This is a genomic window from Pedobacter sp. GW821-FHT01D05 (assembly GCF_059422505.1).
Window position 1 is genome coordinate 187,490 of sequence record NZ_JBWKXA010000003.1, and the last position, 15,436, is coordinate 202,925.

A 15,436-nucleotide genomic window follows, 5' to 3' on the forward strand; every position below is an offset into this window, starting at 1 on the left:
TTTCTAATCTTAATTGATCCAGGGATTACTTTTTGCTGAGCGGATGCTGGTCAGGTAAAGGCACAAACCCTGTTTCACCGGGAACGGGTTTAAAGCTTTGTTCCAGCCATTTAGTTTTGGCCTTTTCAATCAGTTCCTTGTCAGATGCAACAAAGTTCCAGTAAATAAAACGTTCTTCAGGAAAGGGGTCACCTCCGAAAATATAAACGGTGGTGTTTTCGTGCATGGTAAATTCGCACAGTTTGGCGTCGTTGGCAATTAAAATTAAACGCGGCTCAAAAATATTCCCTTCGCTTTCAATTGCACCCTCTAAAATATAAAGTGCACTTTCCCCAAAAAGGTAATCGCCAATATTTAGCTTTTGCTGCTTCGTACTTTTCAATTCTAAAAAATACAAGGGACTATATACGGGAACCGGAGATTTATAACCAAAAGCTTCTCCTGCAATTAATTTAAAACTTACGCCATCTTCTGTCCAGCTTGGAATGTCTGCCCCTTCTACATGGCAAAACTCAGGGTTCATTTGTTCCAAATCTTTAGGTAAAGCTACCCAGATTTGTAAGCCATGAAGCATTTTATCGGTATGGCGAAGGTATTCAGGAGTTCTTTCCGAATGTACAATGCCACTGCCTGAGGTCATCCAGTTTACCTGTCCGGGTTTAATTACAATATCCGAACCCAAACTGTCTTTATGTGTAATTTCACCTTCAAATAAAAAAGTTAAGGTAGATAAACCGATATGTGGATGAGGTGGAACGTCGAGATTTTCATGATCGCTCATTGCGGCAGGCCCCATGTGGTCTATAAAAGAAAAAGGGCCAACCATACGTTTCTCTCTGAAAGGCAGCAACCTGCCAACCATAAAATTGCCAATATTTGCAGGTCTTTCTTCGATAATGAGTTTAATGTTCGACATGGTACAATCAGTTTTTTGATGACGTGAATTTAAGGAAAAAGGGCGGGATTTAAATTGAAATTCTATTCGTCACGTCATTTCGAGCGAAGTGCAACGGAGTCGAGAAATCTGTCTCAATGGATCTCTTCACTTCGCTTCAGTCGAGATGACGAAAACCTCATTATCAAGAAAAGGCCCTGTTTTGTTTTTGGAAAGCAGTTGCAGAAGCTTTTGGGTTGTTGTCGTCCCGCTCCCGCTTCTGCCAATTTGAAGGAAATCGGCATCTCGCTTTGACTGGCAGCGTTATCCTGATTTTTTCGTGCAGTCAGATGTTACCATCTGACTGATTAAGAGTGATATTTCGAAATAAGGATTCGCTAAGAAATTTAATTATGCTGGTATGTGCGTCAGATGGTAACATTTGGCGGCACATGAACAGGCATTACTTTTCTTAATTTACCCAAGAATTTTTTAGTGCCTTCTTTTAAAATTATATAGTTCTCCAATAGATGTCAGATGGTAACATCTGACATCACAAGAAATAAAAAAGCATCCCTTTCGAGATGCTTTTCCAAACTTAAAAAGAAAAAATAGGATTTTTATACCAATTCCATTAAAGCTTCTTTGCTAAAGCCTTTCAGTTCTTCGGTAAGGTTGTTTTTAATTTTCTCTACCCAGTTCGGGTCTGCTAAAAGCGGACGGCCAACAGCTACTAAATCGAAGTCGCCGCGGTCCATTCTGCGTACCAGCTCATCTAATGAGCTAGGTTGTGAACTTTGGCCTGCGAAAGCACCAAAAAAATCGCCATCCAAACCAACCGAGCCCACTGAGATTGTAGCTTTACCGGTTACTTTTTTAGCCCAACCTGCAAAATTTAAGTCAGAACCTTCAAATTCAGGCTCCCAGAATCGGCGTTGCGAACAATGAAAAATATCAATTCCGGCTTCGGCCAGTGGCGTTAACCACTGTTCCATTTCCTGCTCGTTTTTAGCCAGTTTAAAATCGTAGGCAGCAGGTTTAAATTGTGATAAACGGATAATCAGTGCAAAATCTTCTCCAACCCTTTTACGTACTTCTTTAATGACTTCAACACCAAAGCGGGTACGTTCAGCTAAGGTTTTACCGCCATAAATATCGGTACGGTTGTTTGTAGCATCCCAAAAAAACTGATCGATCAGGTATTGGTGTGCACCATGTATTTCAACAGTATCAAAACCCAACGCTTTGGCATCTGCTGCCGCCTGGCCAAAAGCCGCAATGGTATCTGCAATGGCTGCATCAGTCATCGGTACGCCGTTTTCGAAACCTGGTTTGTTCAGGCTTGATGGACCTTCAAAAGGCGCACTTGGTAACCAGCCTGATGCGTGGTTATCCATGATGCCTTGATGCCAGATCTGCGGACCCATTTTACCACCGGCCTGGTGCACACTTTTAATTACGTTCTCCCAACCTGCCAAAGCTTCGGTACCGTAAAAATGTGGAATGTTAGGATCGGCAGAAGAAGATGGACGGTTAATTACGGTTCCTTCTGATAAAATTAAACCCACTTCACCAGCTGCTCTTTTTGCGTAATAGCTGGCAACATCGGCTGTTGGCACGCCACCTGGAGAAAATGACCGCGTCATTGGGGCCATTACTATTCTGTTTTTGATATTTAATGTTTTAAGGCTAAACGGCCTGAATAAACTATCTGTGTTCATATGTTTCTAAAATTATAATTCGGTATTGATGATTTTGCTTAATTTTTCTAAGCCTTCTTTATTGCGTTTGTAATAAGTCCATTGGCCTAAACGCGTTGAACTGATTAAATCGGCGCGCTGTAAAATAGAGAGGTATTCGGAAATGGTACTTTGTGATAAACCACTTTTAAGCTGAATCTGCCCAACGCAAACACCTACATTTTCAAAATCGGCATTGGGCTGTTCAGGAAAATGTAGCTCAGGCGCTTTTAACCAGCCTAAAATCTGTAAACGTGTTTTGTTCGAAAGGGCTTTGAATATTTCTACCTGATCCATGGCACAAATGTATATCGACTTTTCCCGATATGCCAATTAAAAGGATAAAGTTTACAATTGGATGTAAAACTGGAAGGTAGGTAAAAACGAATTATGGTATGAGCTGAAAAGATTCTTTGTTACATATTACATAGTTGCGTCATCTCGACTGGAGTGCAATCCCGAACTTTCGGGAGAGAGATCTTTGAAGCAAAATTATTTAAGTGAAATTTAAAAGATTTCTCCACTGCGGTCGAAATGACGATCTGGTGAGAATTTCGAAGTCGTTATTTGTGAACGACTAATTCTAAGATTCTTCGCTTTGCTCAGAATGACAAAGATATATGCAAGGGCAAAAAACAGTCAAAAAAGAACGGGGATAAATCATACCGACCTATCCCCGTCATCTAAATTAACGCTCTCATATATATAAACAACCAAAAAGGTGATTTATTATATTTGATATAAAATATTTTTTTATTTTTTTGCTGCCGGCTTTTTAGCAGGTGTTTTTGCTTTCTTTTCAGCTACCGGAGTCTCTTCAATCGCTTCCGCTTTTTTCTTTGCAGGCGCTTTGGTTTTTTTAACTTCTACAGTCTGTTCTTCAATTGCTTCAGCTTTCTTTTTAGCAGGTGCTTTTGCTTTTTTAACCTCGGCAGGCACTTCTTCAGCTACAGCTTCTTTCTTCTTAGCCGGAGCCTTCGCTTTTTTAACTTCGGTAACCGGTGCTTCAACAACAGGTTCTTCTTTAACCGCTACTGCTTTCGAAGCATGGTCTTGTTGTAGATAGTTTGCCAGGATCTGCCGTAAATATACCTCTGGTTTCGGCATATTGATGATGGTTCCGGGTTCTTTATCCTGAGATTGTTTAATGTAAGCCGATTTAATTTTGCCCCAATCTTTAGAGTAAAGTCTGATAAACATCTCTACAAATTGTTCGTCTGTATATTTTTTAGGCAACCTACCCAGCACTGCCTGAATTTTTTCTTCTTTTTTATGTAATACCGCCATCGATTTTATTTTGTACAAAGATAGCCGAATTTTATCATTATCAGTTTTTTGCTTTTTTTGGCAAAATGGATGGACTGGCAGATCAAATTTGGCGGCCTAAATCAGGGTCGCCATTTCTGCTTCAACCGATTGGTTTTTTCTGTTTTTAACCAACCGTTCGCGATGTTTTAATCCCCAATCCCTTAATTCATCAATTACCCTTTCAAGCGATTCACTATAAGGGGTAAGCTCGTAAGTTACGGTAACCGGAGTGGTAGAAAATACTCTCCTGACTACAAATTCATTTAATTCTAAATCTTTAAGTTCTTTTGATAATATTTTGGGCGTAATTTCTCCAAGTGATTTTTGGATCTCATTAAAACGCAGTGGTCCTTCTTGCAAAGAAATAATCAGCGGAAGCTTCCACTTACCATTTAACACATAGAGCGCATCCTTTACCGCATTTAAACTTGCCGTACAGGTTTCTAGATTACGGTGTTCTTTTCTTGGTCCCATAGTACAAAGGTATAAGCTTTCGTAAAGGATATCACTATCCTTTGGGATACTAGTATCTTTTAGATAGTTAGCCGTCCAAGTTTTACCGCAGTATAACAAACGGCTACTTTTTCCATCCTTTCTTCATCTTTTTATAAGCCTTTTTACTGATGGTTGATTTCTTCTTCGATCTAGATTTTCTTTTCTTTTTTCGGGCATTAATATTGTTTACCAATGAATTTTTAACACCGAGTTTATTCTTTTTTCCACTTTCTTTCTTCTTTTTTTTATTTTTCCCTTTTTTCTTTTCTTTCGCCATAGCTTATGTATTACTGATTAAATAACAGCAGATGGTGCTTAAAAGTTCTGGCAAGCCGATTGAGCTTTTTAACAAAGTAAATTGAGCCTTGAAGCAAAACTTTACCTTGATTATCAACCTACCTTTGATTCTATAAAATTTAGAAAAATGAAAAAAGTTTGGTTTATAACAGGTAGCTCCCGTGGATTGGGACGTGACCTAACAGCACAAGTATTGGCAAAAGGCGATTTAGTTGCGGCAACAGCAAGAAATACAGCAGCCTTAAAAGATTTTGTAGGAAAATACCCTGATCAGATTTTTCCGATCACTTTAGACGTTACCGATTACGATCAGGTGTATTTAGCAGTAGAATCGGCTGTAGCACATTTTGGTAAAATAGATGTTTTGGTTAACAATGCCGGTTTTGGAATTGTTGGTGCAGCCGAAGCTTTTACTGAAGAACAGGTGCGCAGTCAGTTGGAAACAAATTTATATGCACCGATCGAAATTACGAGAGCTGTATTGCCATTTATGCGTAAGCAACGTTCGGGCAGAATTCTTCAAATCAGCTCGATAGGCGGGCGGGTAGGTAATGCCGGAGTAAGCATTTACCAGGCTGCAAAGTTTGGGTTGAGCGGCTTTAGTGAAGCCCTGGCAAAAGAAGTAGCAGATTTAGGAATTTATGTAACCAGTGTAGAACCTGGCGGTTTTCGTACCGATTGGGCTGGTGCCTCAATGTCATATGCACCTCATGTTGAAGGGTATGAATCTACCGTAGAAAAACGCTCAGATTTTTTCCAAAGTGGTAACTTTATACCGATGGGCGATCCGCAAAAAGCAGCGAAAGCCATGCTGGCACTGGTAGAGAACCCTGAACCACCGGTACATTTGGTATTTGGAAGTGAAGCCATTGGAATGCTTAAACATGCCGATGCTACCAGAACTGCCGAAATGGAGAAATGGATGGAGGTAAGTTTATCAACAGATCACGATGAGGCAGAGAATTTTTTAACAACAGATCTGGGTAAATCTTTTACAAAGAAATAATTGGTTGCATCGTCATTTCTAGCGGAGTGCAGCGCAGTCGAGAATTTATTAAAGATCCATCCCATTTGGCGGTACATCATTCCCAACTTGATTGGGAATCTTAATGCCATTACCAAAGTTTATTTGCATTAAGATCCCCGTCTGCACGGGGATGACGATGTCTCGCCATAAATCCATAAATTTGATCAAGATGCCAAATCAAGAGAAACGTCCCAAGATTCTGTATTCCTGCTATGCGCAAAAAAGCAGTGAGGGTGAACAGTTTATTCCCAATCATTCGCTAGGACTGGTTATTGCGGGTACATCAGAAATTTTTATCGGAGGGGAGAAGTTTGTGTTTTCGGATGGCGATTTTCGTTTTTTCAGGCGAAATCAATTGGCCCGCTATACCAAATACCCGCCAGCAGGAGGAGAGTTTAAGTCGATTAGCATTAACATCGACCAGGATATTCTGCATAGAATCAGCAATGAATATGATCTGCATATGCAAAAGCCGAATCATGATATTAAAGGTCTGGCGTTAGAAGCCAATGGTCTTTTGAAGAATTTTATCGATTCGATATGGCCATATTTAGACGGAAATAACGAGTTTAACCAGGCTTTGATCGATTTAAAAGTTAAAGAAGCGGCAATGATTTTATTGCAGACCAATCCAATATTAAAAGATGTGCTTTTCGATTTTTCCGAACCTGGAAAAATTGATCTCGAAGCCTACATGAATGCCAATTATAAGTTCAATGTAGATATTAACCGTTTTGCTTATTTAACGGGAAGAAGTTTGGCCACATTTAAAAGAGATTTTGAGAAGATCTTTAACCTTTCGCCCAATCGCTGGCTGCAGAAAAAGCGCTTGAACGATGCCTATTATCTCTTAAGCGAAAAAGGCTGGAAATCATCAGATGTGTACCTCGAAGTTGGGTTTAAAGACCTGTCACACTTCTCCTTCGCTTTTAAAAAAGCATATGGTATGGCGCCATCAAGGGTAGGTGTTTAATTTATGCTGCTTTCAAAATATAAAAGGAGTTGTATCATAAAGGTGATTTTACCTCAGATGCTGTCATGTTGAGCTTGTCGAAACACCCTAAGGAGTAACTTAAAAGGTCCTTCGATAAGCTCAGGATGACAAATCTATATTTATGATATAACCTCTTTAAAAATTTAATTTCGTTATTAAACCTTTTTTGGAGGAAGATCAAAGGCTATTGCTTCATGCTCAAAATGGCCATTATGTGCACCATCGCAAAAAGGCTTGTTTTTTGATAAACCACAACGGCAGATAGAAAGTACTTCTCTGCCCTGTAAGCCATAAACGTTTCCGTTTCTATCTACAATTTCGAAATCGCCCTCAATTTTAACAGAGCCGTTATTGTTAATGGTAAGTTTTGTTTTAGACATGTATATGTTAGTTTAGTGCAAAACTAAAGCATAGAAGTGGTAATTTCTGAACGGTTTTCTATTTAGAAACATTCTCTCCTTGGTTTAAGCCTCTTTTTTAATGACGTAGGCAATCATATCTGTCCTGATCTCGAAACCCAATTTATGATAAAGTTTAATGGCCCCTTCATTATCACTTCTAACATGTAAAAACGGTATTTCCGAACGGAGCAATATTCTTTTAATCTGTTCTTGTAAAATCTTAAATGCATAACCTTTGCCTAAGTGATCAGGATGGGTGCAAACCGCACTTATTTCACGGTAAGGACTGGGATGCAACCGGTGTCCGGCCATAGCAGCCAGTCTACCATCAACAAATATGCCTGTATAATTACTAAGTTCGATGGTTTTAGCTAAAAAAGGCCCTGGTTTAGTCAGCTCTACCAGACCGATCATTTCTACAACATGTTCCAGGTTAAGGTCTTTTATTTCTGTTGCATTTGCTGCAGGTATTTCCTTGCTGCTGAAAATAAATTGAAACATGTTGATATCCGTTAACAATTTCCACTTCTTGGGTATTTCGACCGGTGTTTTGGAGAAAAACACGAAAAGACTTTCTGCTGGACTGATCTGATAAAGGGTGTTTAGATTCTCCTGCGAATTATCTTTTAAGCCTGCAAATGCGGTGATATCTTCGATATAATATTTAACCTCATCAAGGCCTTTTGCAATATGGCTATGTCCAGATGTTAAAGCATAATAAATTGGATTATCCAATACGTGTTCCATCTGGTAAAGATATTAAATGGTAGATCAGGAGGAGGTAATTTTATCTAAAGGAGTTAAGTCTTGACTCCTAATTTCTAAGAAATTTCAGTGTTTATGCGAACTAAATCTTTCATAAACAAATAATCATCTTCGGAAAGGCCGGAGTCTTTCGCAATTTTCGCAATTAGCGTATATATCTTATGGTCAATTTCTATATCATACTCATACAATTGTGTTATAACTGTGTCGTAGCATAGGCCATATTCATGGTTAATTAAAAAATCACTTGCATAGTCTAGATCACGCTGAGGTAAACCTAGTATTTTAGCCTCTTCAATTAATATTGCTAATTTCTTTTTCATATACCTGCGTTAATTTTTATGCAGATTAGCGTAAGACATTAATTATTTAAAAAAGTTTCTACCAGATGTGCCGTAATCTCAATTGTTTTGTTACTTACATCCGGATTCAGGTTTTCGCCGATCATAGCGCCATGCACGCCAGGTAAAATAACCAGTTGCGCATTTGCAATCAATCCCGACATTTTAACCACATGTTCGGGCTTGATCACATCTTTATCTGCTACCATCAAAAGCGCATCGGAAGTAATTCCCCTCAGGTCATCATCGCTCAGATCGGTAAAATCGAGCATGCGCTGTTTGTCTTTTTCGAACATTGTCTGCAGTGCGTTTTGATCTGGATTTACTGCTAAAAAGGCTGCTTTAAGTGGCTCCGGCATATGGTCGATGGTTGCATCTCCAAAACCATTATAAAAGCCATCAATTAAACCTGCGCGTTGGTAATTGGCTGAAATGACAATGATTTTATTCACCACAGCCGGATGGTGTGCTGCAATATGCAAAGTTGTTGTTCCGCCGTTGCTGAAACCTAGAAAATTGGCTCTTGTTATTTTTAGCTGATGTAATAAAGTGATTACATCCTTCGCATCCTGCTCAAAAGATTCTGCCTGGTCACGGTCGCTTGTACGTCCGTGAGCCTGAAGTTCAACAGCTATAACCCGACCGGATTTTGCCAAAAGCGGAATAAGCCTACCAAACGTAGACTGAATGGTAGAGCCGCCACCATGTATTAATACCAGTGGAATTTCTCCATCACCATAAATTTCGTAATACATATTGATGCCGTTTACCTTTTCGTGGCCTGCTTTTTTATATGTTTCCATCAGTCTTGGTTTTTAATATTTGCTGTACAAATCTAATTAAGCTATCGGAAAATCGGGTGCACATAACAGACAAGTTTAGGGCTTTTTGGGCCAATTAATGCCCTACTTCTTCAGTTTTTTTGCCTTTCTGATAAAAGCTTCCAGAAATTGATCAATGCCACTTGCTGCGTAGCCGAGTAACCTGGAGTTTTCGCCCAGTTCGGAAGAAACTATCGTTGTTTTTTCTCTAATTTGAGTCATACAATAGGTATTTATTGCCTGTTGCATGGGTAAGGTGATGTATTGTTTAGCCCCGGCAATTTTGCCGCTTAAAATAATCAGTTCGGGGTTGAATAACTGGATTAAGACCGCTATTCCTTTGCCCATATGAGTGCCAACGTTGGAGAGTAGTTGAATGGCATATTGATCACCTTTATTTGCTGCCTTAATAATCAGGGCAGGCTCAATTCTCTCCAGTTCTTCATTCGAGAGGTTAGTAAGCATAGAATTTTTGCCCAATAAAATACCTTCTTTTGCCATTTCCGACAGCGCGTTTCCAGATGCAACGGTTTCTAGGCAGCCGTGTTTTCCGCAGTAACAGAGTGCGCCATTCTCTACAAAAGGCATATGGCCCAGTTCGCCGGAGAAACCGCAGGTGCCCTGCCTCAATTTTCCATCCATGATAATGCCCAAGCCCACGCCCCAATCCATTAACAATACGAGTACATTTTTTTTGCCCTTAGCCATTCCGTGCGTAAATTCTGCCATTGACGAGCCATTCACATCATTTTGGATCACTACAGGTATATTCAGCATTTTTTCAAATGCGGCACTTAAAGGAATATTTTCATCATCGTTTAAGAAATAACTGTAGTTTTCTCCCTTTTCAGCATCAATTAAACCAGGCATGCCAACACTACAGCCAATAAACTGCCTGTTTTTAATGCCTGCCGATTTTAAGATATCCTGAAGGTGGGTATGTAGGATACTGAAAAAATCAGTCCTGCTTTTTGAAATCGGCACTGAAATGGTTTTAACATCCAATACAAAATTATAGTTGTTATCAATAATGGCTATTTTGGTATGAAATAATTCAATGTCGATACAGAGAATCAGGATCTTTTTATCTTTTAAACGATAAAGGTCGGGTTTTCGCCCACCAATAGATAAGCCATATCCCTTCTTTTCTACCCAGCCTTCATCAATCAGGCCAGTCAGAAGTTTCAGAATGCTCGGCGTGCTCATTTCCATGATCCCGCATAAAGTAGATACCGAAGATGCACCTAAATTAAAAAGGTATTTAATGAGCTTGTGTTTTTGGATCGATTGCTTGTCGTTGGTGTCTGACGTTAGGTTATTTAATAGATTAAGATTCATGTTATTGATTGCACTATTTCGATAAATATAGATAACTTCTATTAAAAATTTATTAAAGTTTTTTTAATTCGTAAAGAAATCAACGATGTTTTGTCTTTATAATAATTTCTTATTAACATTAACCTTGTAATTTTAATCTAACCAGATCAATAAACCGTACGTTCCGGCATCCTAATGCTTTTGGAACCAAACTATTATCGTATAAGTTTTTTTACAACACCGATAAACAAATGAAAACTAAAGAAGAACCACAAAAAGAACAGTGCACCAGACGCGATTTTATCAAAAAATCTGCAATTGGCCTGGCAGCATTTACTATTGTACCAAGATATGTATTGGGCGGACAAGGATATCTTGCCCCAAGCGATAAGTTAACCAAAGCCGTAATAGGTGTTGGGGGGATGGGTAGAGGGCATTTTGGCTACGAGGGCACCCAGGTAGTAGCCATATGTGATGTTGATCAGAACCACCTTAAGCAAGCTGCGGCAATGTTAGATAAAGGTGTAAAAACATTTAGTGATTATAGAGAACTTATACAATTACCTGAGGTAGATATTGTACACATTGCCACCCCGCCACACTGGCATGGTATAATGGCTGTAGATGCTGCAAATGCAGGAAAAGATATCTGGTGCGAAAAACCAATGACCCACACCATAGGCGAAGGAAAAAGAGTAGTAGAGGCGGTAAAACAGCATGGCAGGATGTTTAGGCTAAATACCTGGTTTAGGTTTAAAGATACTTTTTACGGAATGGGCACGACTGTAAAACCGATTAAAAAATTGGTGGATAGCGGTATGTTGGGCTGGCCATTAAAAGTAACCGTAAGTAAACATACCGGCTACGACTGGAAATTTTATTGGGTGGGCAAAGATCATTTAGAGACTCAGCCTGTGCCGCCAGAATTAGATTATAATGCATGGTTAGGCCCTGCACCATACAAACCTTACAATGCACACCGCGTTCACCAAACTTTTAGGGGTTATTGGGACTATGATGGTGGTGGATTAAGTGATATGGGACAACACTATATCGACCCGATTCAATACTTTTTAGGTAAGGATGATACCAACCCAATTTCTGTAGAGGTTGATGCACCACAACAACATACCGATGCAGTAGGCATTTGGCGCAGGATTACCTATACTTATGCCGATGGCTGCCAGATTATTTTAGATGGTGAAGGTAAAGATACCAATGTGCCCTATATAGAAGGGCCAAAAGGTAAACTGTATCCGGGCTTTAAATCAGATATTCCTGATCTGGAACGTAAACTGGCGCAATTCCCTGATCCTGATCCGGAGATTGTAGAATTTTCGGAATCGGTACGGACGAGGAAAAAATTTGCTTTAAATGAAGAGAACGGACACCGTTCGTGCAACATTGTAAATATTGGTTTGGCTGCCCTAAGATTAGGAAGATCGTTAAAGTTCGACCCGGTTAAGCAAGAATTCGTAGATGATGAGGCGGCTAACAGATTAATTAATCCCGTAATGCGTGCACCATTTTCTATTTAAAACATCCCAAAATACAAACCATCATGAACAAAAAAATATTATTGGTGCTGTTAGCCATTCTAATGCTTTCAAATGCATTATTAACGGTAAGGGCCCTGGCTCAAGATAAAAAAGACGAGAGAACTACAACCACACATATTGCCGATTTATTGGCGCAGTTACCAGCCAGAGACGCTGCGCAACTAGAACGGAATATGAAAGAAGTTGCCGATTTAGGGGAGGAGGGTTACGTAACCTTAATTAGTGGTTTAACCGCTTCAGCAAAAGGAAACAACGCCCTTATTGAGTATGCAGTAGGTGGTTTTACGGCCTATGCAACCAAAACTGGTCAACAGAATTTAAGGAACATGGCCATCAGTGCCTATTGCAAATCGCTGGCTAAACTATCTGATAAACAGAATAAAGCATTTATCATCAGTCAGTTCGATTTAGTAGGAAATGATGCTGCGGTATCTTGTTTAACAGATTACCTGGCTGACGAGCAATTGGCAGATGAAGCATCGAGAGCACTGGCCAAAATTGGTACGGCCTCTGCTACAAATGCATTAATTAGTGGCTTGAGTAAAGCGAACGGCAAAGCAAAAATTGCCATTGTAGAAGCATTGGGACATACTAATGCCAAAGCAGCAGCAATTGCTATTGCACCATTGGCTACTGGAACAGATAAAACATTAACCAAAGCTAGTTTGTATGCCTTAGCCAATATTGGCGATGCATCTGCAAAAGAAATTCTGGTAAAAGCAGCTGAACAGGCAGGCTATAAATACGACCAAACCAATGCAGTTGCAGCTTTATTGGTGTATGCACAAAAAAACGTAGCAACAGATAAAACCGGAGTAGAAACAATAGCGAATACAATACTAGAAAAAGCAACGGCCGATGATCAGGTAAATGAGCGTACTGCGGCCTTAAAACTACTTTCGGCAACACAGACCGATCAACAGGCTTTGTTAGCTGCAATGACCGATAAGCAGTTCGAATTTCGTGCGGCTGCGGTTAAATTCGCTGCTGATGGCGTAAATGATACTAATAGTGCAGCCTGGGTAAGCCAGTTAAAAAAGGTTGATGCCCCAACTCAGGTTTCTATTTTAGACATGCTGGGCAATAGCAAAGCAAAATCTGCCTTGCCAGCCGTACTCAAACTCATTAGAAGCGACGATGAGCAGGTGAAACTGGCTGCAATTAACGCCGCTGTAAAACTTGGACAGGAAGCGGTTATAGACGACTTGTTAAAGTTAATGGGCAAAGGAGATGCAGCCAGTATTACGGGTATTTCTAATGGTATACTAAGAATAAAAGGCGAAAGTGTAGCCACTAAAGTTGGTGCTTATCTTCCGAAAGCTAAACCAGAAGTACAGGTTGCCTTAATTAATATTTTAGCTGCACGCGCTGCAACAAGCCAAATAGAAGTTATTTATGCGGCATTAAACAGTAAAAAACCTGAAGTACGAAAAGCAGCATTCCTTTCATTACAACATGTTGCTGCAGGAGAAAATAAAGCACAGTTATTTGATCTTTTAAATAAAACAACCGATGCCGGCGAACTTACTGCTGTACAAGATGCCATTATTGCTTCGGTAAAAGGATCAGCGGATAAAGAAGCACAAACCAATGCCATTCTTCAGCAAATGAACAATACACCGGCTGATAAGAAATTGTTGTTTTATAAGGTACTGGGCAGTTTAGGTGGCCAACAATCTTTGAAATCTGTGTCAGAAGCGTATGCTACAGGCGATGACGCTACCAAAAAAGCTGCAATTGAAGCACTTTCCTCATGGTCGGATGCAGGCTCAACAGATGCATTGATCAGTATTGCACGTACCACCACCAATCCAGACTTTTTGAACCAGGCGATTGTGGGTTATTTAACTTTAGTAAGAAATACAAAGTATACGGCTGAGCAACGTTTACTACTATTGCGCAACGCGATGGCAGTGGCCAAAACACCAGCACAACAACAGCAGATTCTTAAAGATACCGAACAGGCCAAATGCTTTAATGCGATTGTATTTGCAGGCCAGTATTTAGATAATGCTACTTTACAGCAGGCTGCAGCAAACGCGGTGATGAATATTACTATGGCAGGAACTTACAATGGCGACATTGTAAAGGGCCTGTTAAATAAAACCATTGCCGTAATTACCGGAGGCGATGCCGGTTATCAGAAAGAGGGTATGCGTAAGTATATTTCTGAAATGAAAGCTGGCGAAGGCTTTGTTCAGGTTTTTAATGGTAAAGATTTATCGGGTTGGAAAGGGCTTGTGGCCGATCCGATCAAAAGATCAAAAATGGATGAAAAAACCTTATCCGAAGCGCAGACAAGAGCTGATGCCGAAGCAAAGGAAAGCTGGAAAGTGATTAATGGCGAACTACAGTTTCAAAGTCATGGCAACAACCTGGCTACCGTTAAAAAATATGGCGATTTTGAAATGCTGGTAGACTGGAAAATCATCGACGATAAAAAAGGAGAAGGCGATGCTGGTATTTACCTGCGCGGTACGCCACAGGTGCAGATCTGGGATCTTGCCCGTACAAAAGTTGGTGCTCAGGTAGGCTCTGGTGGTTTGTATAACAATCAAACGAACGAAAGTAAGCCAATTAAAGTAGCCGATAACAAGTTGGATGAGTGGAATACCTTCAGAATCTTAATGAAAGGCGACCGTGTCACCGTTTATCTGAACGGGCAGTTGGTAACCGATAATGTAATTCTAGAAAATTATTGGGACAGAAGTTTGCCGATTTTCGCAGAAGAGCAGATCGAATTGCAGGCGCACGGATCGCCAGTAGCTTATCGCGATATCTATATCAAAGAAATTCCCCGTCCAAAACCTTTTGAGCTAAGTGCACAAGAGAAAAAAGAAGGTTATAAAGTATTGTTCGATGGAACCAATATGCACAGCTGGACAGGTAATACTACCGATTATGTTATCGAAGATGGAAACATCGCTATCCGACCAAAACCAGGTAAAGGATCAGGTGGTAACTTATTCACCAAAGAAGAATTCAGCGATTTTGTTTACCGTTTCGAATTTCAGCTCACTCCAGGTGCAAACAACGGCTTAGGAATCAGAGCGCCTTTAGAAGGTGATGCCGCTTACGTGGGTATGGAACTGCAGATACTGGATAATGATGCACCGATTTATAAAGACCTGAAAGCGTACCAGTACCATGGTTCAGTTTACGGCACTATTGCTGCAAAAAGAGGGTTTTTAAAGCCTACCGGAGAGTGGAACTATGAAGAAGTAATTGCCAATGGATCGAAGATCAAAGTAATTTTAAATGGCACCGTAATTTTAGATGGCGATATTGAACCATTCAAGAAAAACGGTACACCAGATCATAAAGAACACCCGGGTTTATTACGTGAAAGTGGACATATCGGCTTTTTAGGTCATGGTTCTCCTGTTCAGTTCCGCAACATCAGGATTAAAGACCTGAGCAAGAAAGCGACAGCTCAAAAAGAAACTGATACAAAAGCTACAGGTAAAAAGAAATAAGTTAATTTAGCATTATAACAGG

Annotated in this window: 15 protein-coding genes; 4 read left to right on the forward strand and 11 right to left on the reverse strand. The window is 40.0% G+C overall.

Features of this window, described 5'->3' with window-relative positions; all coding sequences use genetic code 11:
- Window positions 1-25: 25 nt before the first annotated feature.
- From AC07VK_RS12955 to AC07VK_RS12980, 6 genes are all read right to left on the reverse strand, one after another.
- Window positions 26-916 (reverse strand): pirin family protein, encoded by an 891-nt coding sequence (locus AC07VK_RS12955; protein WP_492960942.1) that lies wholly within the window; start codon window positions 914-916, stop codon window positions 26-28.
- Between the two features lie 578 nt (window positions 917-1,494).
- A complete protein-coding gene (locus tag AC07VK_RS12960) occupies window positions 1,495-2,595 on the reverse strand; it encodes an NADH:flavin oxidoreductase (protein ID WP_492952524.1) in 1,101 nt (366 codons plus the stop codon).
- A 12-nt stretch (window positions 2,596-2,607) separates the two neighbouring features.
- The gene (locus AC07VK_RS12965) at window positions 2,608-2,910 is read right to left on the reverse strand and encodes an ArsR/SmtB family transcription factor (protein WP_492952525.1); all 303 of its coding nucleotides are present in this window, start codon (window positions 2,908-2,910) and stop codon (window positions 2,608-2,610) included.
- Window positions 2,911-3,366: 456 nt separating this feature from the next.
- On the reverse strand, window positions 3,367-3,918 hold the full coding sequence (locus tag AC07VK_RS12970; RefSeq protein WP_492960944.1) for a hypothetical protein: 552 nt from the start codon (window positions 3,916-3,918) through the stop codon (window positions 3,367-3,369).
- 78 nt (window positions 3,919-3,996) lie between these two features.
- Window positions 3,997-4,395 carry a winged helix-turn-helix transcriptional regulator gene (locus tag AC07VK_RS12975; protein ID WP_492960946.1) on the reverse strand — a complete coding sequence of 133 codons (399 nt, stop codon included), beginning with the start codon at window positions 4,393-4,395 and terminating at the stop codon, window positions 3,997-3,999.
- Window positions 4,396-4,498: 103 nt separating this feature from the next.
- A complete protein-coding gene (locus tag AC07VK_RS12980; protein ID WP_492960948.1) occupies window positions 4,499-4,693 on the reverse strand; it encodes a hypothetical protein in 195 nt (64 codons plus the stop codon).
- A gap of 147 nt (window positions 4,694-4,840) precedes the next feature.
- Here AC07VK_RS12980 and AC07VK_RS12985 point away from each other — a divergent pair, with 147 nt between their 5' ends.
- Both AC07VK_RS12985 and AC07VK_RS12990 read left to right on the forward strand, forming a co-directional pair.
- On the forward strand, window positions 4,841-5,719 hold the full coding sequence (locus AC07VK_RS12985) for an oxidoreductase (RefSeq protein WP_492960950.1): 879 nt from the start codon (window positions 4,841-4,843) through the stop codon (window positions 5,717-5,719).
- A gap of 190 nt (window positions 5,720-5,909) precedes the next feature.
- Complete coding sequence (locus tag AC07VK_RS12990) at window positions 5,910-6,713, forward strand: helix-turn-helix domain-containing protein (protein ID WP_492960952.1); 804 nt, start codon at window positions 5,910-5,912, stop codon at window positions 6,711-6,713.
- A gap of 176 nt (window positions 6,714-6,889) precedes the next feature.
- Here AC07VK_RS12990 and AC07VK_RS12995 read toward each other — a convergent pair whose 3' ends face one another.
- The 5 genes from AC07VK_RS12995 to AC07VK_RS13015 form a co-directional block, all read right to left on the reverse strand.
- A complete protein-coding gene (locus AC07VK_RS12995; protein WP_010600649.1) occupies window positions 6,890-7,114 on the reverse strand; it encodes a CDGSH iron-sulfur domain-containing protein in 225 nt (74 codons plus the stop codon).
- An 84-nt stretch (window positions 7,115-7,198) separates the two neighbouring features.
- Window positions 7,199-7,882, reverse strand: a complete 684-nt coding sequence (locus tag AC07VK_RS13000; protein ID WP_492960954.1) for a GNAT family N-acetyltransferase — start codon at window positions 7,880-7,882, stop codon at window positions 7,199-7,201.
- A 74-nt stretch (window positions 7,883-7,956) separates the two neighbouring features.
- Window positions 7,957-8,223 carry a MafI family immunity protein gene (locus AC07VK_RS13005; RefSeq protein ID WP_492960956.1) on the reverse strand — a complete coding sequence of 89 codons (267 nt, stop codon included), beginning with the start codon at window positions 8,221-8,223 and terminating at the stop codon, window positions 7,957-7,959.
- A 38-nt stretch (window positions 8,224-8,261) separates the two neighbouring features.
- Window positions 8,262-9,044, reverse strand: a complete 783-nt coding sequence (locus AC07VK_RS13010; protein WP_492960958.1) for an alpha/beta fold hydrolase — start codon at window positions 9,042-9,044, stop codon at window positions 8,262-8,264.
- A 102-nt stretch (window positions 9,045-9,146) separates the two neighbouring features.
- Window positions 9,147-10,400, reverse strand: a complete 1,254-nt coding sequence (locus tag AC07VK_RS13015; RefSeq protein WP_492960959.1) for an ROK family protein — start codon at window positions 10,398-10,400, stop codon at window positions 9,147-9,149.
- 230 nt (window positions 10,401-10,630) lie between these two features.
- On the opposite strand from AC07VK_RS13015, the gene AC07VK_RS13020 reads away from it, so the two are divergent.
- Both AC07VK_RS13020 and AC07VK_RS13025 read left to right on the forward strand, forming a co-directional pair.
- Window positions 10,631-11,917 carry a Gfo/Idh/MocA family oxidoreductase gene (locus AC07VK_RS13020; RefSeq protein ID WP_492960960.1) on the forward strand — a complete coding sequence of 429 codons (1,287 nt, stop codon included), beginning with the start codon at window positions 10,631-10,633 and terminating at the stop codon, window positions 11,915-11,917.
- 23 nt (window positions 11,918-11,940) lie between these two features.
- Window positions 11,941-15,414, forward strand: a complete 3,474-nt coding sequence (locus AC07VK_RS13025) for a DUF1080 domain-containing protein (protein ID WP_492960962.1) — start codon at window positions 11,941-11,943, stop codon at window positions 15,412-15,414.
- Window positions 15,415-15,436: the final 22 nt, after the last annotated feature.